We start from the raw sequence: 18016 nt of genomic DNA, 5'->3' as shown, positions 1-18016 counted from the left end.
GGCGGTAGAGTCGACTGTTAGTCGACTGCTCTTTGCTGAGGCGCTGGGAAATCCCGCGCTACGCGCGAAAGTCGACTAACAGTCGACTCTACCCGCTTGGCGTTCCAGCGCCAACGAGTCACCCCGCTGGCAACCACACCGTCGCCCGCAAACCTGGCTGCGCATTCTCCAACGCCAACCGCCCGCCGTAGCTGGCGGCGATATCGCCCACGATCGCCAGGCCCAACCCGCTGCTGCCTTCACGCTCATCCAGCCGCACACCACGCTGGGTGACCCGTTCCAGCGCGTCTGCAGCCAGGCCGGGGCCGTCATCGCGCACTTCGATGCGTAGCTGCCCTTCGCTGGTTTCTGCTTCGACAGTGACCTGCCGTTGCGCCCAGCGCCCGGCGTTGTCCAGCAGGTTGCCCAGCATCTCTTCCAGGTCCGCACTGGCACCGGCGAACTGCAACGCCGGATCGATATCCGCCGCCGTGAACGCAATGCCACGTTCGCCATGCACGCGTGCCATCAGCCGGCACATCGCCTGCGCGACGGCCGCCACGTCGGTGCGTTGGCGATGGTCGGCGGCCAGTCCGGCAGCAAGGTAACGGTCGACGCTGGCCTGCATGCGCGCACTCTGCTCGCGCACGGTGGCACGCCAATGCGTACCGTCGCCGTCGGCCTCGGCGGCCAATACGCTCAGCGGAGTCTTCAGCGCATGCGCCAGATCCTGTGCACTGGTGCGTGCCCGCGCGACCATGCGCTGCTGGTGCTCCAGCAGCGCGTTGAGTTCTTCACCCAGCGGTGCGACCTCCGCGCCCAATCCGCGCGTTTCGATGCGCTGCGCATCACCGCGCCGTACGCGTTCCAGCTGCGCACCGAGGCGATGCAGCGGGCGCAGGCCGAAGTGCACCTGGCTGGCCAGCACCGCCAGCCACGCGGCGACCAGCACGCCCAGCGCGATGGCGGTGCGCTTGCGGAATGCAGCAACATCCGCGTCCAGTGCGCTGCGATCGGTGGCGACCACCGCCACGAACGGTTCGCGGGCGCGTGGCAGGCGCACCTGCTGCACGCGTGCGCGCAGCGATTGCTGCAGCGGCCCGGCCAGGTTGCGGGGGGTCGGGCCAGTGGCGGTGGCGGGAAGCGTTTCATCCCACAACGAGCGTGACTGCAGCAGCACGCGGCCGTCGGCACCGGCGATCTGCCAGTAAGCCCCGGAGAACACCCGCTGGAAGCGCGCATCGTTCGGTTCCTGGCGCAGCTGCAACTGGCCGTCGGGGGCAACTTCCATCTGCGCGACCAGGGTCAGCATGTCCTGCTGCAGTTCGTGGTCCAGCCGATCACGCGCGCTGCGCTTGAAAAGTTCCCCCAGCAGTGCACTGGCCAGCAGCGAGATCAGCAGCAGGCCGACGCCACCGGCCAGCAGCAGGCGCCGTCGCAGCGAGGGCTGCCGCGTCACGGCGGCGCCAGCCGCCAGCCCTGGCCGCGTACGGTTTGGATCAGCTCGATGCCGAGCTTGCGGCGTACGCGCCCGAGCAGCACATCCAGCGCGTTGGAGTCGGGATCCAGCCCACCCTCGAACACCTGTTCACCCAGGCGGTCACGGCCGATCACCTGGCCGCTGTGATGGATGAAGCAACTGAGCAGGCGGAACTCCTGCGGACTCAGTGCCAGCGGCTGTCCGTCCAGTTCGAAGCGGCCGGCGTTGACGTCCAGCTGCAGCGGGCCGCAGTGCAGGCGCGGGCTGGCGTGGCCATGGCTGCGGCGGATCAGGGCGCGCAGGCGCAGCACCAGTTCGTCGGCCTGGAACGGTTTGGTCAGGTAGTCGTCGGCACCGGCATCGAAGCCGGCCAGCTTGTCGTGCCAGCGCCCGCGCGCGGTCAGCACCAGCACCGGGAAGCCGCGGCCGTTGCTACGCCAGCGCTCGATCACGCTCAGTCCGTCCAGGCCGGGCAGGCCCAGGTCGACGATGGCCGCCTGCAGATCTTCGATCTGGCCGATCTCTTCGGCCTGGCGGCCATCGGCAACCACATGCACCACGTAGCCGGCCTGCTCCAGCAGGGGCACCAGGCGCTGCGCCAGCGCGGCATCGTCTTCGGCCAACAGGATGCGCATCAGTCGTCCAGCTCCGTCTTCAGCAGCTTTCCGCTGCGCGCATCATAGTCCAGCTCCACCACCACGCCGTCAGCGCGCAGGATCTCCACTTCGTAGACGCCGTCGTCCAGCTCCACTTCCAGCAGTTGCCCCGGGTAGCGCTTGAGTGCATCGCGCACCACGCTTTCCAGCGGCACGTAACGGCCTTGCTGCACGGCACGGCGCGCGACCTGCTGCGCCGGATCCTGCACGGGCGCAGCGGCGGTCGGGGTGTTGGCCAGGGCCAGCAGCAGGGGCAGGGTGGCGAGCATCGCGGGCGCATGAGGGAAGGGGGAACAGGCGTGAGTGTGCAGCGGCTGACTAACAGCGGGCTAACAGCGCCGGCTAAGGGGCTGTTAACCACCCCGTGCATCGTGGCGTTGCCGGGATGGTCCGGCCATGAACACGAACAGGAGAATCCCCATGTTGAAGTCGCTTGCCCTCGCCACCGTCGCCGCCCTGGCCATCGTACCGGCCGCTCAGGCCGCACCGCTGGGCATGGCCCAGGTTGAACAGACCCTGCGCAAGGCCGGTTACACCCAGATCCACGAGATCGAGCGTGATGACAGCCTGTGGGAAGCGGACGTGAGCCGCGCCGATGGCCGCTTCAGCGAGGTCTACGTGGACCCGAAGACCGGCGAGATCTTCGACGAGCACAACGGCCGCGCGCTGCTGACCACCGAGCAGGTGCTGGCACGGGCACAGGCACATGGCCTGCGCGAGATCCATTCGTTGGAACGCGATGGTGCCACCTGGTCGCTGGAAGCGCGCAATGCCCGCAACCAGAAGGTGGAAGTGCGCCTGAGCGGTTACGACGGCCGCATCCTGCACAGCGAGCGCGATGGCTGGCTGGATTGACGTTGGCCCATGTAGAGCCGAGCCCATGCTCGGCTTTGCGGCCAACCGTAGCCGAGCATGGGCTCGGCTCTACAGGAGCTGGCTTACCAGCCGAACGGCGGCGGGTAGTCCCAGTAGCCCGGGCCACGGCCGTAGTAGCCGCCATACGGACCGAAGAAGCCCGGGCCCTTGCCTTCGCTCACGTGGATGTTGACGTTGACCCCGTGGGTCTTGCCCTCATCGGTGGTGTAGTTCTTGCTCAGGTTCAGCGTGGCGGCGTTGTAGTGGCTGTTGCCGCCATTCTTGGAATAGCCGATGCCGGTGGTGAAGCTGCCGGACACCTTGACCTTGTCGTCGGTCACGTCGGCGATCTTCGCGTCGTCGTGCACGCGCGGGCCGCTCTTGTCGCCGTAGTACGTGCCCGGCGGGTCCTGCTGCAGGGCTGGGTCGTTGAGGTAGCGCATCGGCGCCTGCGGCAGCGTCAGGTCCAGGCCGGCCGCCTGCGGCGCGGTGGCGCCTGCGGCGGACTGGGCCAGCACGGTTCCCGGCAGGGCCAGGCACAGCAGCAGGGTCAGGGGGCGGATCATGACAGCGCTCCAGCGGACAGGTGGCCACGCAACACGCGGCGGTACAGGCCGACGCTAGCAGGGGCTGCTTGAATGATGCCTGTCGGTACCGGATTGGGGTAGAGCCAGGCCATGCCTGGCTGCAGGTCACAACCGCCCGAACCCGAACAGCCCCGCCAGTGGATGCGTGCGCCGTTCGATCCGGGCCCGCAGCAGCTGCGCGCCGATCATCGAATAGGTGATGCCGTTGCCACCGTAGGCCATGGCGAAGTGCACCCGCGGTCCCCATTCTTCGTGCGGGCCGAAGAACGGCAGGCCATCAGCGGTCTCGGCGAAGGTGCCGCCCCAGGAGAACGCCGGCACCGGGTCCAGCCGTGGGAACCAGCGCAGCAGCTGCTTCATCAGCTGGTCGGCCTTGCTCTGAACGCGCCGGTCGCGGCGGGCGGGGATGTCGATGGCGTCGTCCAGCCCGCCCACCAGCAGGCGACGGTCGCCGGTGGCGCGCAGGTACAGGTAGGGGCGGGCGCTCTCCCAGACCATCGTGTTGCGCAGCCGGCCGAGCACGTCCGCATCGATGGGATCGGTGATGAAGGCGTAGCTGCTGCGGTTGCGTGCGACCCGTTGCTTGAGCCAGCGCTGGTTGGCATAGCCCATGGCCAGCACCACGTGGCGTGCGCGGATGGTGGCACCGGCTTCGGTACGGGCGGTCACCCCGCGCGCGGTAGCATCGAGGCTGTGCAGTACGGTGCGGTCATGCACATGGCCGCCGCGCCGACGCAGGCGCTGCAGCAGCGCATAGGTCAGCCGATACGGATCAACCCGGGCCGCCTGCCGGGTCAGCAGGGCGCCGCCGGCCCCAACGTCGAAACGTTCCTGCAGTTCCCCGGGGCCAAGCCAGCGGGCATCCAGGCCGATACCGCGACGGGCATCGCCTTCGGCCATCAGGCGCGGCACGTCGCGATGGCGGCTGGCCAGGTACAGGCTGTCCATCCGCTGGAAATCCACGTCCTTCAGGCCCTGCGCCACATCGCCCAGCGCCGGAATGGCCTCGGCACAGGCAAGGTAGGCCCGTGCGGCGGCGTCATGGCCGTAACGCTGTGCCAGTTCCAGCAGATGGGTATCGATCTCGTACTGCAGCAGCGCGGTGCTGGCGGCGGTACTGCCCCAACCGATGTCGCGCTGCTCGATGACCGCCACCTCGTGGCCGTGGGCGGCCAGTTCGTCGGCGATCAGCGCACCGGTGATGCCACCACCCACCACCAGCACGTCGCAGCGCAGGTTCTCTTCCAGCGGTGGGAAGGCGTGGATCAGGCCGTTGCGAACCGCCCACCATGGGTAGCCACTCTTGAGGTCCATGGGCGTGCGCGGCTCAGGCTGTCGGGCGACCGGTATGCGGGGTGTGGATCAGTTCGGACAGATCGAAGCCCTGCAGGCGGGCAGTCGCCAGATAATGGTCCTGCACGGTCGCGTCCAGGCGTGGCTCGCGCGCCAGCAGCCACAGGTACTTGCGGTCCGGGCTGCCGACCAGCGCGACGCTGTAGTCCGGGGCGACCTGGATCACCCAGTAGTCGCCCTTGGCGAATGGCAACCAGCGCAGGCCCTTGGGCAGGAAGCTCACCTCCAGGCGCGCGCTGTCGTTGTCGACGGCACAGGCCTCGCCGGTGGCTTCCTCGACCTCGCCGTCCATGCGGCAGCGGTTGGTGACGCCGACGTTGCCGTTGTCGAGCAGGGTGTAGTGCGCCGACACGTCGGTGCAGCCTTCCGGTTCGTGGCGCATCGGCAGGCGTGCGATCTCGTACCAGGTGCCCAGGTAGCGGGGCAGCTTGAGGTCGGTGACGGTCTTCAGCGGCGGGTGGTCGGTCATCGGCGGTCGTGGCAGGGGTGGGCCTCCACGATGCCGATGGCCTTGCCATGGGCGGGTGAAGCCGGGGCGATGGCCGTGTCCAGAACGTTCCGTCGCTGCTGCGGCGTGCCCGTTGTCAACGGTGCGGCGGTATGCTGCCACCAGCGCCGTGTTTTCCTGATCCAACCGAAGTGGAGGTGCCGATGTACCAGGTGATCCTGTTGAAGAGTGAATCCGCGTTCGCACGCGAACAGTGGCCGCAGGTCGACGACCTGGTGGACTACGAGGGCGTCAGTTACAGCCTGCGTGCCGGCCCGCGCCAGCCACTGCCGACCGACCACGACTGGCACCCGGTGGCGGTGTATGCGCCCGATGAGATCACCGAGGAAGAGTTCCAGGACTGGTACGCGCTGCAGCAGCCGGCCGTGGAAGAGCTGCGGCTGAAGTACTGATTTCGCCGGAGTGGCGTGCGGGCGCGCGGAAACGTGGGCTGGGTGAACTGACCGGGCAAACCGACGGGGTAAACCGACGGGGTAGAGTCGACTGTTAGTCGACTGCTCTTCGCTGGAAGCTGTGCAAAGCCCGCGCTGCGCGCGATAGTCGACTAACAGTCGACTCTACCCCGTCGGTCTACCCAGTCGATTCGCCCGGCCACGATCACCCCGCCGCAATCACCAGGCCGTCATCGCCCAGTCGCGACCACCCAGCGCCATCACCCCGTCGAAGCCCCCATCCACGCGGGTGTAGTCCTCCGCGCCACCATCCGGCCTTTACCGCCTGTGCCGTATAGTCGCGCGCAGGCGCGGTGGTCCGCGCGAAACGGTGTGGCTGGCGTGTCTTCTTTCCTGCAATCGATCCGTGCACGGGGGCCTTGGCTGGTCCTGCTGCTGTGCACTGCCTTCCTGCTGTCGGCACCGGTGCTGGCACAGGATGAGGACCCCACGCCGAAGCAGCAGCTGGCGGATATCGATGCGAAGCTGAAGGAAGTCGACCGCAAGCGTGGTGATGCCGCGGCCATCGAAACATTGGCCATGCTGTCCGAGGACGCTTCGAAGGCCCGGCGTGACGCCGAGGCGCTGGAGAAGTCGCTGCAGCCGCAGCTGGACCGTCTCGACGAACAGCTGGCGCAGCTGGGCACGCCTGCCGAGGGCGCCACCGAGCCGCCCGAACTGGCGGCGCAACGGCGCATCCTCAACAAGCAGCGCGACGGACTGGCCGCATCGGTGGCCCAAGCCAAGACCAGCGCGGTGCGTGCCCAGCAGCTGGCGACCGACATCGACCAGCAACGCGCCGCGCAGCGCACCGAAGAGCTGGGGCAGAAGGTGGCCTCGCCGCTGTCGCCTGCGCTGTGGAGCAAGGTGGCCGAGCGCCTGCCGATCGATATCGCACGCGTTGCGCCGCTGGCCGAGCAGGGGCGTGACACGCTGATCGCTGGCATCGGCGCCAATGGCTGGGGCACGCCGCTGCTGGGCCTGGTGGCCGCGCTGGTGATGATGTTCCCGCTGCGGTTGTGGCTGCGCCGCCTGGGGCGGCAGTTCGCCGCGTCTGACCGCGCGCCTGATGGCCGCCTGCGCCGGTCTGGCCTGGCCATGTGGCTGCTGCTGGTGGGCACGTTGCTGCCCGGCTATGCCGTAGTGGTGCTGATGGCGGCGCTGGACGCCGTTGATGCGATCGCACCGCGCCTGCAGGTGGTGGCCGACGGGTTGGAAACCGCGACCTTCCGCGCCGCGTTCATCGCGGCGCTCAGCGCCTGCCTGCTGGTGCCCAAGCGCCCCTCATGGCGATTGTTGAATCTGGACGACACCGCCGCACTGAAATTGCGCAAGTACGCCTGGGGCGCGGCGGCGCTGGCCTGGCTGAGCGCGGTGCTGGTCGCCCTCGATCAGGCCACGCGCACCAGCGACGTCACCACGGTGGCGCTGGATGGCCTGATTGCACTGACCTACCTCGGCCTGATCATGGCCATGCTGGTGACGCTGGCGCGCCTGCACCGCCGGCAGACCGCCGAGGCCGAAGCCAAGCTGGAAGCGCAGGCGGACGGGCAGGGCCCGAGTACACCGGTGCGCCGCAGCAGCTGGCTGGTGCTGGCGCGCGTGGCGGGCAACATTGCGGTGGTGGCAGCGATCATCGCCACGCTGCTGGGCTATCTGAATTTCGCCAAGTTCGTGAACCAGCAGCTGATCGGCGGCAGCATCGTGGTGCTGGCGGCGACGCTGCTGTTCAAGTTCGTAGATGACCTGAGCACCTGGATGCTCAACGCCGACAGCAAGGTTGGCCAGACCATCCTGCTCAGCACTGGCCTGAGCGTGTCGCGGCTGGAGCAGGCCGGCGTGCTGCTGTCGGCAGCACTGCGCACCATCGTCGTACTGATCGCGCTGCTGGCGCTGGTGGCGCCATTCGGCAACATCGGCGCAGTGGTCGAGCGGTTCTCGTCGCTGTTCACTTCTGGGTTCGATATCGGCGGAACCAAGCTGGAGCCGGTGCGCATCGTGCTGGCCGTGCTGGTGCTGCTGGCCGGCCTGGCGGTCACCCAGCTGGTGCAGCGCTGGCTGACCGACACCTACCTGCCCAAGACCGAACTGGACCTGGGCGCACGCAATTCGGTGAGTACGGTTGCCCGCTATGTGGGCATCATCATCGCGGTGATCTGGGCGCTGAGCGCGATGGGCCTGCAGCTGAGCAAGCTGGCATTGCTGGTCAGCGCGCTGTCGGTGGGTATCGGCTTCGGCCTGCAGGTGATCACCCAGAACTTTGTTTCCGGCCTGATCCTGCTGGCCGAGCGCCCGGTGAAGATCGGCGACTGGGTGAAGCTGGGTGACCAGGAGGGCGACATCCGCCGCATCAGCCTGCGCTCGACCGAGATCCAGGTGGGCGACAAGTCGACGCTGATCGTGCCCAACTCCGAGCTGGTCACCAAGACCGTGCGCAACATGACGATGGGCAACAACCAGGGCCGCATCCAGATCCAGTTCGCGGTACCGCCCAGCACGGATGTCGGCAATCTGCGGCAGGCGCTGCTGGATGCGTACACCGCGCACACCAACGTGCTGAAGCAGCCGGCGCCGACGGTCTACATCGACAGCATTGCCGGTGGCCAGATCACCATCAACAGCTTCGCGTACGTGGCCAGCCCGCGGCAGGTCTACGCCACCCGCAGCGATCTGTACTTCAGCCTGCTGCAGATCCTGGCGGAGCGGAACATCCCGCTGTCGACCCCGACCGATATCCACATCACCCGCGATCCGCAGGAGTAGGGGGTGTTCTACAGGGCTGCGCCCTGCACCCGCCGAAGCAACGTCAACCGCAAGAGCAACAGCAAAAGCTGGCATTCCGAGGATTGGCGGGGTGGGTCCGGTTGCGGGAGACGCCGTAAACCCATCCTTGGGGGCTTGGCCGCGGCATCCATGCCGCGGACACTCCCGCAACCGGACCCACCCCGCCTTCGACAGTTTTCCGCGATCTGTCGGAAATACTATTGGGGTCAGATCCGTTTTCCTCCGGAAAACGGATCTGACCCCATTTTGATTTTCGATATCTGACAGATTGTGTCGACCAAGGTCGACACCCACCAACAGCACACGAAATCTGTCAGAGGTGGGGCGGTGTCGGAGTGCGGGGTGTCAGCCGCATGGATGCGGCTGCCAAGCCTACAGGGACGTACTTGCGGCGTCCCCGCACTCCGGCACCGCCCCGCCCAACCACGGAATGCACGCTGTTGCCGTTGCTGTTGCTCTTGTTTCGGCTGTTGCTTCGGCGGGTGGCAGGGCGCAGCCCTGCAAAGAACCCTATCCCCGTGGTCGGCTGCGCGAGGGCACCAGTGCGAACGTATCCACCGCCAACTTCTCGGCATGGTTCAACCACGCGCGGATCTCCAGATCGTCCACTTCGTGGTCCAGCCCGAACGATACGTTGATCTTGCCATTGGCATCGGGCTGCACCCACTGCTGGGCCAGCACCACCTTGCGCTGCGACGACACCGCCTCGATCCAGAAACCGCGATCCGGGCGCGTGCTCGCCACCAGCTGCAGCATGTACTGGCCGGCGCGGGTGCGGCGGCCCTTCTGCGTGATCATGTGCGCCTGGCGCACGCTCGGGCGCGGGCCCTGGAAGGCGTCCAGCGGTGCATCCACGGCAATGCCGCCACGCAGGTCGTTGTCACGGTAGAGCTTGATGCCGTTGTCGCGGTTGACCAGCAGGGCGCACCAGTCGCCATCGGCCGAGCCGTCCTCGAACGCGGTACAGCGATCGACATAGGCCAGGGTATTGTCCGGGTCGGCATCATCGAACTGGCGTGAGGTGTTTTCCAGATATACCGACTTCAAACCCCAGTCCTTGTCGTACTCCAGCAGAACCGGTGGCTGCACATGCTGCAGGCCGACCACCACCTGGTCGTCGCCGTCGATCTTCAGTTCACGGGTCGGTTCACCCAGCCACAGCGAACGGGCGAACGCCAGATACTGCGGGTAGTCGCGGCCACCGTCGCGGCGCGCGGCGACGCTGGCGCTCGGCGCGCGCTTGTCATCCAGCAGCGAGCGGCCAAAGCCCATGGTCTGCAGGTTCGGGTCGAGCAGGCTGAGCAGGGTGGCGCCGGAGTCCAGCGTTGAACCGTCTTCCACCGCCAGCTGGCGAGGCGTCACGCCGTCGCCGAGGAACAGCAGCAGGTTTTCGCGCTGCTGCTTGGCCAGCACATGGCTGAGATCGTTGGGCATCGCCAGATGATCGGAAGCGATCACGATCAACGTGTCCTTGCCATACGGGCTGGCCTGGATGCGCTCGACCAGCTGCGAGATCAGGCGGTCGGTGCACTTGAGTGCATTGAGCAGGCCGATGTTGCCGTACTGGCTCTGGTAGCGCTCGCCCTTGCACGACACCGGCAGGTGCCCGGCCGGGTGATGGGTATCCATGGTCAGCGTGGTCAGCATGAACGGCGAGCCGGCACGCGAGAGCTGCTCGAAGCGCTGGTAGGCGGTGTCCAGCAGCACGTCATCGTGCACGCCCCAGGCCGAGTAATGGATGCGGCCGATCTTCTTCTGCTGCTTGAACCAGGCCAGGTCATGCACTTCATCGAAACCGTGGCTGGCCAGGAACTGGCCCTTGCCGGCGAACTGGCCGTTGGCACCGCCAAGATAGTGGTTGGTGTAGCCCTGCTGCTTCAGGTAGTCGCCGAGGCACACCGCCTTGGGCAGGAAGCTGCCCATGCGGTCCATGCTGTTCTCGTCGCCCTGCGAGGTGGTCAGCGGTACGCCGCACATCGACGACACCAGGCCGGCGATGGTCCAGCCGCTGCCTTCGGCCGAGGCTAGGCCACGCACGTCCAGCGACTCGGACGCCAGGCGGTTGAGGTTGGGCATCAGGCCGGGGAACACGGCCTCGTCCAGGTAGGTACGTTCCAGGCTTTCGCCATAGATCCAGACGATGTTGCGCGGACGCTGCAGTGGCTGCGTCGGCACCTGGTACTCAGGTGCGATGCGGGCGAAATCGACCGGGCGCAGCTGCTGATACAGGCGCTGGCCGTCGCGGGCCAACGGGCTGAACATGATCGTGCCCACCCACACTGCGATGAAGCCGGCAAACCAGGCGCCTCCATGGCCGGGCCGGCGCCAGCGCTTCACCCGCGTGGCGAACAGCGGCAGCAGCGAGACCAGCGCCAGCACGATGAAGCCGGCGATATAGCCCTTGAAATCGGAGACACCGGCGCCTTCCATGTCGGCGCCCAGGTGGTACAGGGTGGCGGCGTTGAGCCCATCACCGGACAGCTTGTCGATCAGCCACCATGCGCTGAGCGCAAGCAGCAGCAGCGAGAACGCACTGGCCTTCCACCACACCCACTTGTCGGACGCGAGGAACAACCAGCACAGCAGCAACAACGACAGCAGCAGTATCCAGAGCATAGGCAGCTTCGGCAGTGACGGGGTGGTGGTGATGGACGTCGTACCGACGCGTGTCCATCCGACCGGCGCTGCCGCAAGCACATGCATGTGACAGGCCGATGACCCGATAGTGCATGCACGAACCTGACTGAAATGTTTGTTGCAATGACGCGCGCGGGATCGCGCTCAGAAGGTAAAACGAGCGTGAAAGACGCCGTTGGATTGCATTAAAAACCGCATGAATACGGGTGTTTTCTGTGATGCGCTAGCGATGCCCGCGCTCTTCGCGTGCCCGCGCGCGACGATCGAACAGCAGTGCACTGGTCACGATGCCAAGGCCGAGCACCACGCCGATGAACAACAGAATCAGCGCAATGAGCGGGTAGCCTAACAGGTGCCAGCCGGTGTCGATTTTCATCATCATCGCCGCGGCCATGATCAGCGCCGCGCTGATGATGCCGGCCGCCACGCGGTTGGCGATCTTCTGCAGGTTCTCCATCAGCCGCGATTCCTCCAGCCCGGTCACCTTCATCTGCAGGCGGTTTTCGGCCAGCAGCGCCATGATGTCCGAGAGCTTGCGCGGTCCATCGCGCAGCAGCTGCTGCAGCTCCATCGCCTCGCTGGCGATGTTGGCTGCGGACAGTGATTTCTTCAGTCGCGCGCGCATCACGTGCTGCAGCTGACGCTCGACGATGCGTCGTGTTTCCAGCTCGGGTGCCAGCAAGCGGCACACGGTTTCCAGGTTGAGCAATGCCTTGCCCAGCAGGCTCAGTTCCGGCGGTGTGCGCAGCCCGCAGGCGGTGGCGATGCGCACCATGTCCAGCACGACGCGGCCTTCGGAGAACGTGCCGCTGGCGGCGTAACGCGCGATCAACTGGCCGGTCTCACGCAGGTAACGTTCCTCGTCGAACGCCTCCAGACGCGTGCTGATGCTGATCAGGTCGTCAGCCACTTCCTCGCCACGGCCATCGACGGCGGCGAACAGGATCTTCAACAGGCGCTCGCGCAGGCGCGGCGGCATGTGCGCGACCATGCCCAGATCGAAGATCGCCAGCCGGCCATCGGGCATCACCCGCAGGTTGCCCGGATGCGGGTCGGCATGAATCTCGCCATGCACGAAGATCTGGTCCAGGTAGCCGCGGATCAGCGCCGCCGCCAGTGGATCCATCGACTGTTCGGTGCGGCGCACATCGGGAATCGCATCCACGCGCACGCCGGTGGCCAGTTCCATGGTCAGCACGCGCTGGCTGCTGTAATCCCACAGCGGCTGCGGGATCCACAGGCGGCGGAACGGCTTTAGGTGGCGGCCGAAGCGGGCCAGGTTCTCGGCCTCGGCGTGGTAGTCCAGCTCCTGCATCAGGGTCTTGGCGAACTCGTTGAGCCAGTCGCGCAGGCGCACGCGGCGGCCGACCTGGGTCAGGTGGTCGGCGGCCAACGCGAAGCTGCGCAACGCCTCCAGGTCCGAGCGCAGCTGTGCAGCGACTTCAGGCTTCTGCACCTTCACCGCCACCTGGCGTCCATCGTGCAGCACCGCGCGATGCACCTGCGCGATCGAGGCGCAGCCAAGGGGTTCAGGGTCGAACGAGGCAAACAGCTTGTTCACCGGTGCGCCCAGCTCCTGCTCGACGATCGCGTGGATGCGTTCGACCGGGATCTCGGCCACTTTCTCCTGCATGCGTTCCAGTGCGGTGGCGAACTCCACCGGCACCATGTCCGGGCGCGTGGACAACATCTGGCCCAGCTTGACGAAGGTGGGCCCCAGCGCTTCCAGATCGCTGACGAACTGTTCCGGGTTGCCGTCTGCGGGAACGTCGGCCGGATTGCCTGCGGCATCCAGGTTCATGCCCGAGAACACGCCTGAATGGCGATAGCGCATCAGCAGGCGCAGGATCTGGCTGCGCCGGTTCATGCCTTTGACCAGCGGAGGATTGCCATAGGCGGTGGGCGGGTTGCTCAAGCGGAACTCCTTTCAGACGACGGCCGGTAGCGCCGGGCCATGCCCGGCGAAACGGGATCACGCTCCAGTCTGGCCGGGCCGGGGTCGTCACGTGGTGAACCCGATCTCTTCCGCAGTCAACGCCGAATCGGTCAGAATCCGCCCATTCCCTTTCTTGGACGCCCCATGGCCGGTGCCAGCCTGTTCGCCCTGCTCGACGATATCGCCACCCTCCTCGACGATGTCTCGGTCCTGACCAAGGTCGCGGCGAAGAAGACCGCTGGTGTACTCGGCGACGATCTGGCGCTGAACGCGCAGCAGGTCACCGGGGTCAACGCCAACCGCGAACTGCCGGTGGTGTGGGCGGTGGCCAAGGGCTCGCTGGTCAACAAGGTGATCCTGGTGCCGGCGGCTCTGGCGATCAGCGCGCTGGAGGCCTGGCTGCACAGCCGCGGCTGGAACGTGCCGCTGATCGTGCCACTGATGATGATCGGTGGCGCGTTCCTGTGCTTTGAGGGCGTTGAGAAGCTGGCACATCGCTTCCTGCATTCGTCCGACGACGATGCCGAGCGCCAGGCCGAGCGGCGCAAGGCGCTGGCCGATACCCAGGTGGACATGGTCGCGTGGGAGAAGGACAAGGTGAAGGGCGCGATCCGCACCGACTTCATCCTCTCGGCCGAGATCATCGTGCTGACCCTGGGCGTGGTCGCCACCGCGCCGTTCACCAACCAGGTGGTCACGCTGGCCGTGGTTGCACTGGCGATGACGGTCTTCGTCTATGGGCTGGTCGCGGGCATCGTGAAGCTTGATGACGTCGGCCTGTATCTCTCGCGCAAGGGCGGGGCTGTGGCCGCCTTTGGTCGCGGCCTGGTGGCCTCGGCACCGTGGCTGATGAAGTTCCTGTCAGTGGCCGGCACCATCGCCATGTTCCTTGTGGGCGGCGGCATCCTCGTGCACAACGTGCCGGCACTGCACCACACGGTGCAGGCATTGGGCGGCGAAGGGCAGTGGGGCTGGCTGATCAGTGCTGCGGCCAACATGGTGGTCGGCATCATCGCCGGCGCCATCGTGCTGGCGGCGGTGACCGGGTTCCAGAAGCTGCGCGGTAAGTAATATGTAGAGCCGAGCCCACGCTCGGCTGCTCTACGGCGCTGCGCGCCGCCGCCCGAGCATGGGCTCGGGCGCTACAGAGTCCGCACGCTGGATCATCAACCCGCCTGCACCCGGTTCTTGCCCTGCCGCTTGGCGGCATACAGCGCGTCATCAGCGCGGCGCAGCAGGGTCTCGGTATCGTCGCCGGGCTGCCATTGCGCCAGCCCAGCGCTGAAATGCACCGGCACGCGCTGGTCCTGCACGGTCAGCACGCGATGTGCCAGCGAACGCTGCAGGCGCTGCACGGTGGCCATGCTGTCGGCGCCCTGGGTTTCCGGCAGCACCAGTACGAATTCGTCGCCGCCCAGCCGAGCGATGCCGTCGGTGGCGCGCAGCAGCAGCTTGCACACGGACACCAGGTGCTGCAGCAGCGCATCGCCACCCGCGTGCCCGTGCGCGTCGTTGGTCTGGTGGAAATCATCCAGGTCGATCACCGCCACGCCCAGTGGTGAGTTGTTGCGCGCGGCGCGCGCCAGCTCGCGCTGCAGCAGTTCGTCCAGGCCGCGACGGTTCAGTGCCTGGGTCAACGGATCGATGCGTGCCAGGTCACCGGCGGCACGCAGCTCCTGCTCAAGCTCGGCAATGCGTTGCTCTGCACGTTCCACTTCCTGCCGCGCATTGGCCAGGTGATCTCGGGCCTGTGCAGCCTGCTGCTGCACCTTGCCGGTGTCGCGCATCACCTCCTGCAGCAGCTGGTTGAGGTCGGCGATGCTGCGCGCCTCGCGCAGCTGCAGCGCGTAACTGCCGATGCGGTCGTGGTACTCACCGGTGCTGGTGGCCATGCCATCCATGCGCTCGATGAACTCGCCCATCAGCCCGCGCATGGCCGCCTTTGAATCATCGATGCCCTGGCGCAGCAGGCCCTGCTTGTAGATCACTTCGCGCAGCTCGGCGCGGGTTCGCTCGACGGCCTCGGCCTCCAACGGCCCGTCCAGCAGCTGGCGTACTGCGGCGATCTGGCCCTGCAGCCAGCTGCGGTCGTCCAGCAGCTCGCTCACGTTCTCCAGCAGCAGCGCGAACAGCTCCAGCAGCAGCGCCTGCTGCTCCTGCCAGCTCTCGGCGCGCACGCCAACCTGGTGGCCGAGCTCGCGCACGCCCTGTTCGATCGGTTCCAGTGCCGTGCCCGGCTGCCACTGGCGCAGGCGCATGGCCAGCGCCTGTGCCTGCTCACGCAGGTCCGGGTCGTGCTGCAGCAGGGCTACCACCGCCCCACCCAGCAGCAGCCGCAGCTGCTCGGACAGGCGCAGGCTTTCCGGCTGCCCGTGCGGGGAATGCTGCTCGATGGTGCAGATGTACTTGTCGATCAGCTGCCGCATCGCGCGGCCGTAGCGTGGCCAGTCGGCGCTGGCCTGCGCCGACTGCAGGCGGTCGCCCATGTCGCCCAGCTCGCCGGGCAGGGTGGCCATGCCGTTGGCGAACGCCGCCAGCAGCGGTTCCGGCGCGTCGGCGCCTGCGAACAGTTGCTGCAGGGCCACGCCACCGCCGCCCTGCAGCACCACGCGGTCACCCAGCCCATCGTCCACCACCGCACGCACGCGTGCCGGCGGCCCAAGGGCAGTACCGGGGGCAGGGCGGTGGTCGGGCTGGTCCGTCATGGAGCAAATCCTGGGGCTGGCAGGGGCAGGTTCCAGCATATCGGCGCGGCTGCCGATGGCTTGAACGGCTACGATGGGCGACAGGATGCCGCAGTGGAGGTGGTGATGCGCGTGATGTTGCTGGGGGCGACCGGCCTGGTCGGCGGGCTGACCTTTCCCAGGCTGCTGGACGACCCACGCTGCAGCGCCGTGGTGGCACCCACCCGCCGCCCGCTGGCGTTGACCCACGGGAAGCTGGAGAACCCGGTGCTGGCCTTCGACGCGCTGCCGGCTGCACCGGGGTGGGCGCGCGTGGACGCGGTCATCTGCGCGCTGGGCAGCACCATTGCCCAGGCCGGCAGCCGCGAGGCCTTCCATCGCATCGACCATGACTACCCACTGGCGTTCGCCCGCCTGGCGCAGGCGCAGGGTGCGCAGGCCTATGTGCTGAATTCCGCAGCCGGTGCCGATCCGCAGTCGTCGATCTTCTACAGCCGGGTGAAGGGCGAGCTGGAGCGTGACCTGCGCGCGCTGGGCTTCAATTCGTTGACCCTGGTCCGCCCAGGGCTGATCGGGGGCGAGCGCAACGAGGTGCGCCGTGGTGAGCGTTTCGCGCTGACGGTGCTGGGCGCGCTGGGGCCGGTGTTGCCGCGGGCGTGGCGGATCAATCCGGCTACCAAAATCGCCAAGGTGCTGGTCGAGGCCGCGTTGGCCCCGCAGCCGGGCGAGCACGTGGTGGCATCGAGCGCGCTGGTCGGCTGATGTCACGTGCGCTGCGCCTGACCCAGTTGCTGCAGCTGCTGCGCCGTCATCGACGTCCGGTGGCCGGGCAGGCCCTCGCCGACGCGCTGGGGATCAGCCTGCGCACGCTGTACCGCGATATCGAGACCCTGCGCGAGCAGGGCGCTGACCTGCGTGGCGAGGCCGGCGTCGGCTACCTGCTGGCGCCGAGCGATACCTTGCCTCCCATGACCCTGCCACCGGCCGAGATCGACGCGCTGGTGCTGGGCCTGCGCTGGGTCGCCGCGCGCACCGAGCCTGCGCTGGCCGAGGCTGCCCGTGACGCCCTGGCGCGTATCGCCCATGTGTTGCCTGCGGCGCGCCGCGAAGCGTTGCGTGACAGTGGTCTGCGCGTGGGCCCGTCGCGCGCCGCGGCCAAGGTTTCCGCGGCTCGTCTGCAGGCCGTGCGAGAGGCTGTCGGTTCGCAGCAGCGCCTGAAGTTCGGCTACGAGGACGCGCAGGGCCAGCGTACCGAGCGCACCGTCTGGCCGTTCGCGCTGGGTTACTTCGATGAAGTGCCGATGCTGGCGGCATGGTGCGAAGGTCGCGAGGACTTCCGGCATTTCAGGCTCGACCGCATCCGTCAGGTGCGCGTGCTGGAGGATCACTACCTGGTGCCACGCGCCACCCTGCTGCGACGCTGGCAGAAAGCGCAGGGCATCGCACCGGACTGGCTGGATCGCTCATAACCACAGCAACAGCGGGAAGCGGGGAGCGGGCGGCGGGATAGAGTCGACTGTTAGTCGACTATCGCGCGCAGCGCGGGGTTTCAAGCACGCTGAAGGAAGAGCAGTCGACTGACAGTCGACTCTACCGACAGACGAATCCACCGACAGTCGAATCTGCTGACAGAATCTGTCAGCAGGCCCATACCACCATGATCGCTCCCAACAACGGAGCTTCCCCATGTTCAAGCCCAGCACCCTGCTGCAGTACGTGCGCGACGTCGCCGCCAGCGCCACTTTCTACAGCGGCATTCTCGGCAAACCGCCGGTCGAGCAGTCGCCCGGCTTTGCCCTGTTCCTGCTCGGCGATGGCGCTGCCCTGGGCCTGTGGCAGCGCGACGACGTGCAACCGCCGGTGTCCACGCAGGCCGGTGCCGCCGAACTGGCGATGGTCGTCGCCAACCCCGACGCCGTGCAGCAGATGCACGATGCGTGGCACGCACTCGGCGTGCAGATCCTGCAGGCGCCGGTGACGCTGGAGTTCGGCCATACTTTCGTCGGAGCAGATCCTGACGGGCACCGCCTGCGTGTCTACAGCCGCGCCGAGGGCATGATCGCTCGCGATTGATCGCAGGCATTTGGTAGATCCACGCCATGCATGGATGCCGGCACAAAAAAACG

At 67.2% G+C, this 18016-nt stretch carries 16 protein-coding genes; 7 read left to right on the top strand and 9 right to left on the bottom strand.

Annotation, left to right across the window (positions count from 1 at the left end; translation table 11 throughout):
• Positions 1 to 118 precede the first annotated feature (118 nt).
• From ACZK0Z_RS20850 to ACZK0Z_RS20840, 3 genes are read right to left on the bottom strand one after another with little or no spacing between them, the layout of a single operon-like run.
• Positions 119 to 1438 carry an ATP-binding protein gene (locus tag ACZK0Z_RS20850; protein ID WP_197633773.1) on the bottom strand — a complete coding sequence of 440 codons (1320 nt, stop codon included), beginning with the start codon at positions 1436 to 1438 and terminating at the stop codon, positions 119 to 121.
• Entirely contained in the window at positions 1435 to 2094 is a 660-nt protein-coding gene (locus ACZK0Z_RS20845; RefSeq protein ID WP_049432019.1) for a response regulator transcription factor, read from the bottom strand. Before ACZK0Z_RS20845 ends, ACZK0Z_RS20850 begins: the two co-directional genes overlap by 4 nt.
• On the bottom strand, positions 2094 to 2384 hold the full coding sequence (locus ACZK0Z_RS20840) for a PepSY domain-containing protein (protein ID WP_049432022.1): 291 nt from the start codon (positions 2382 to 2384) through the stop codon (positions 2094 to 2096). Before ACZK0Z_RS20840 ends, ACZK0Z_RS20845 begins: the two co-directional genes overlap by 1 nt.
• Before the next feature lie 151 nt (positions 2385 to 2535).
• Here ACZK0Z_RS20840 and ACZK0Z_RS20835 point away from each other — a divergent pair, with 151 nt between their 5' ends.
• Entirely contained in the window at positions 2536 to 2970 is a 435-nt protein-coding gene (locus ACZK0Z_RS20835) for a PepSY domain-containing protein (RefSeq protein WP_043034271.1), read from the top strand.
• A gap of 83 nt (positions 2971 to 3053) precedes the next feature.
• Here ACZK0Z_RS20835 and ACZK0Z_RS20830 read toward each other — a convergent pair whose 3' ends face one another.
• The 3 genes from ACZK0Z_RS20830 to ACZK0Z_RS20820 all read right to left on the bottom strand — a co-directional run bounded on the left by ACZK0Z_RS20830 (position 3054) and on the right by ACZK0Z_RS20820 (position 5379).
• A complete protein-coding gene (locus tag ACZK0Z_RS20830; protein ID WP_005411364.1) occupies positions 3054 to 3536 on the bottom strand; it encodes a hypothetical protein in 483 nt (160 codons plus the stop codon).
• A 126-nt stretch (positions 3537 to 3662) separates the two neighbouring features.
• On the bottom strand, positions 3663 to 4871 hold the full coding sequence (locus ACZK0Z_RS20825; RefSeq protein ID WP_197633353.1) for an FAD-dependent oxidoreductase: 1209 nt from the start codon (positions 4869 to 4871) through the stop codon (positions 3663 to 3665).
• Between the two features lie 13 nt (positions 4872 to 4884).
• Positions 4885 to 5379, bottom strand: coding sequence for a lipocalin family protein (locus tag ACZK0Z_RS20820; RefSeq protein ID WP_197633354.1), 495 nt, complete (start codon positions 5377 to 5379; stop codon positions 4885 to 4887).
• A 182-nt stretch (positions 5380 to 5561) separates the two neighbouring features.
• Between ACZK0Z_RS20820 and ACZK0Z_RS20815 the strand changes: the two genes are divergently transcribed.
• Together ACZK0Z_RS20815 and ACZK0Z_RS20810 are read left to right on the top strand one after the other, a co-directional pair.
• Positions 5562 to 5810 carry a hypothetical protein gene (locus tag ACZK0Z_RS20815; RefSeq protein WP_005414723.1) on the top strand — a complete coding sequence of 83 codons (249 nt, stop codon included), beginning with the start codon at positions 5562 to 5564 and terminating at the stop codon, positions 5808 to 5810.
• A 372-nt stretch (positions 5811 to 6182) separates the two neighbouring features.
• Positions 6183 to 8612: a DUF3772 domain-containing protein gene (locus ACZK0Z_RS20810; RefSeq protein ID WP_197633356.1), complete on the top strand. Its 2430-nt coding sequence runs from the start codon at positions 6183 to 6185 to the stop codon at positions 8610 to 8612.
• Positions 8613 to 9143: 531 nt separating this feature from the next.
• Here ACZK0Z_RS20810 and ACZK0Z_RS20805 read toward each other — a convergent pair.
• Both ACZK0Z_RS20805 and ACZK0Z_RS20800 read right to left on the bottom strand, forming a co-directional pair.
• A complete protein-coding gene (locus ACZK0Z_RS20805) occupies positions 9144 to 11249 on the bottom strand; it encodes a phosphoglycerol transferase I (protein WP_197632774.1) in 2106 nt (701 codons plus the stop codon).
• 244 nt (positions 11250 to 11493) lie between these two features.
• A complete protein-coding gene (locus ACZK0Z_RS20800) occupies positions 11494 to 13185 on the bottom strand; it encodes an ABC1 kinase family protein (protein WP_049428045.1) in 1692 nt (563 codons plus the stop codon).
• A 165-nt stretch (positions 13186 to 13350) separates the two neighbouring features.
• On the opposite strand from ACZK0Z_RS20800, the gene ACZK0Z_RS20795 reads away from it, so the two are divergent.
• Positions 13351 to 14277, top strand: a complete 927-nt coding sequence (locus ACZK0Z_RS20795) for a DUF808 domain-containing protein (RefSeq protein ID WP_049428046.1) — start codon at positions 13351 to 13353, stop codon at positions 14275 to 14277.
• 95 nt (positions 14278 to 14372) lie between these two features.
• On the opposite strand, the gene ACZK0Z_RS20790 is transcribed toward ACZK0Z_RS20795, so the two are convergent.
• Positions 14373 to 15911 (bottom strand): diguanylate cyclase domain-containing protein, encoded by a 1539-nt coding sequence (locus ACZK0Z_RS20790; RefSeq protein WP_197632775.1) that lies wholly within the window; start codon positions 15909 to 15911, stop codon positions 14373 to 14375.
• A 105-nt stretch (positions 15912 to 16016) separates the two neighbouring features.
• On the opposite strand from ACZK0Z_RS20790, the gene ACZK0Z_RS20785 reads away from it, so the two are divergent.
• The 3 genes from ACZK0Z_RS20785 (at position 16017) to ACZK0Z_RS20775 (ending at position 17963) form a co-directional block, all read left to right on the top strand.
• Positions 16017 to 16652: a Rossmann-fold NAD(P)-binding domain-containing protein gene (locus ACZK0Z_RS20785; protein ID WP_197632776.1), complete on the top strand. Its 636-nt coding sequence runs from the start codon at positions 16017 to 16019 to the stop codon at positions 16650 to 16652.
• Positions 16652 to 17359: a WYL domain-containing protein gene (locus ACZK0Z_RS20780; RefSeq protein ID WP_197632777.1), complete on the top strand. Its 708-nt coding sequence runs from the start codon at positions 16652 to 16654 to the stop codon at positions 17357 to 17359. The genes ACZK0Z_RS20785 and ACZK0Z_RS20780 overlap by 1 nt, the downstream gene beginning before the upstream one ends.
• Positions 17360 to 17576: 217 nt before the next feature.
• A complete protein-coding gene (locus ACZK0Z_RS20775; protein ID WP_197632778.1) occupies positions 17577 to 17963 on the top strand; it encodes a VOC family protein in 387 nt (128 codons plus the stop codon).
• Positions 17964 to 18016 lie beyond the last annotated feature (53 nt).

The organism is Stenotrophomonas sp. 116085_Sma (genome assembly GCF_056479585.1).
This window is presented reverse-complemented; position numbering and strand designations above follow the sequence as displayed.

What these genes read in the sequence shown, in the direction of transcription:
- ACZK0Z_RS20845 (WP_049432019.1), bottom strand. Translation starts at nt 2,094, where the DNA reads ATGCGCATCCTGTTGGCCGAAGACGATGCCGCGCTGGCGCAGCGCCTG.
- ACZK0Z_RS20840 (WP_049432022.1), bottom strand. Translation starts at nt 2,384, where the DNA reads ATGCTCGCCACCCTGCCCCTGCTGCTGGCCCTGGCCAACACCCCGACC.
- ACZK0Z_RS20835 (WP_043034271.1), top strand. Translation starts at nt 2,536, where the DNA reads ATGTTGAAGTCGCTTGCCCTCGCCACCGTCGCCGCCCTGGCCATCGTA.
- ACZK0Z_RS20830 (WP_005411364.1), bottom strand. Translation starts at nt 3,536, where the DNA reads ATGATCCGCCCCCTGACCCTGCTGCTGTGCCTGGCCCTGCCGGGAACC.
- ACZK0Z_RS20825 (WP_197633353.1), bottom strand. Translation starts at nt 4,871, where the DNA reads ATGGACCTCAAGAGTGGCTACCCATGGTGGGCGGTTCGCAACGGCCTG.
- ACZK0Z_RS20820 (WP_197633354.1), bottom strand. Translation starts at nt 5,379, where the DNA reads ATGACCGACCACCCGCCGCTGAAGACCGTCACCGACCTCAAGCTGCCC.
- ACZK0Z_RS20815 (WP_005414723.1), top strand. Translation starts at nt 5,562, where the DNA reads ATGTACCAGGTGATCCTGTTGAAGAGTGAATCCGCGTTCGCACGCGAA.
- ACZK0Z_RS20805 (WP_197632774.1), bottom strand. Translation starts at nt 11,249, where the DNA reads ATGCTCTGGATACTGCTGCTGTCGTTGTTGCTGCTGTGCTGGTTGTTC.
- ACZK0Z_RS20795 (WP_049428046.1), top strand. Translation starts at nt 13,351, where the DNA reads ATGGCCGGTGCCAGCCTGTTCGCCCTGCTCGACGATATCGCCACCCTC.
- ACZK0Z_RS20790 (WP_197632775.1), bottom strand. Translation starts at nt 15,911, where the DNA reads ATGACGGACCAGCCCGACCACCGCCCTGCCCCCGGTACTGCCCTTGGG.
- ACZK0Z_RS20785 (WP_197632776.1), top strand. Translation starts at nt 16,017, where the DNA reads ATGCGCGTGATGTTGCTGGGGGCGACCGGCCTGGTCGGCGGGCTGACC.
- ACZK0Z_RS20780 (WP_197632777.1), top strand. Translation starts at nt 16,652, where the DNA reads ATGTCACGTGCGCTGCGCCTGACCCAGTTGCTGCAGCTGCTGCGCCGT.
- ACZK0Z_RS20775 (WP_197632778.1), top strand. Translation starts at nt 17,577, where the DNA reads ATGTTCAAGCCCAGCACCCTGCTGCAGTACGTGCGCGACGTCGCCGCC.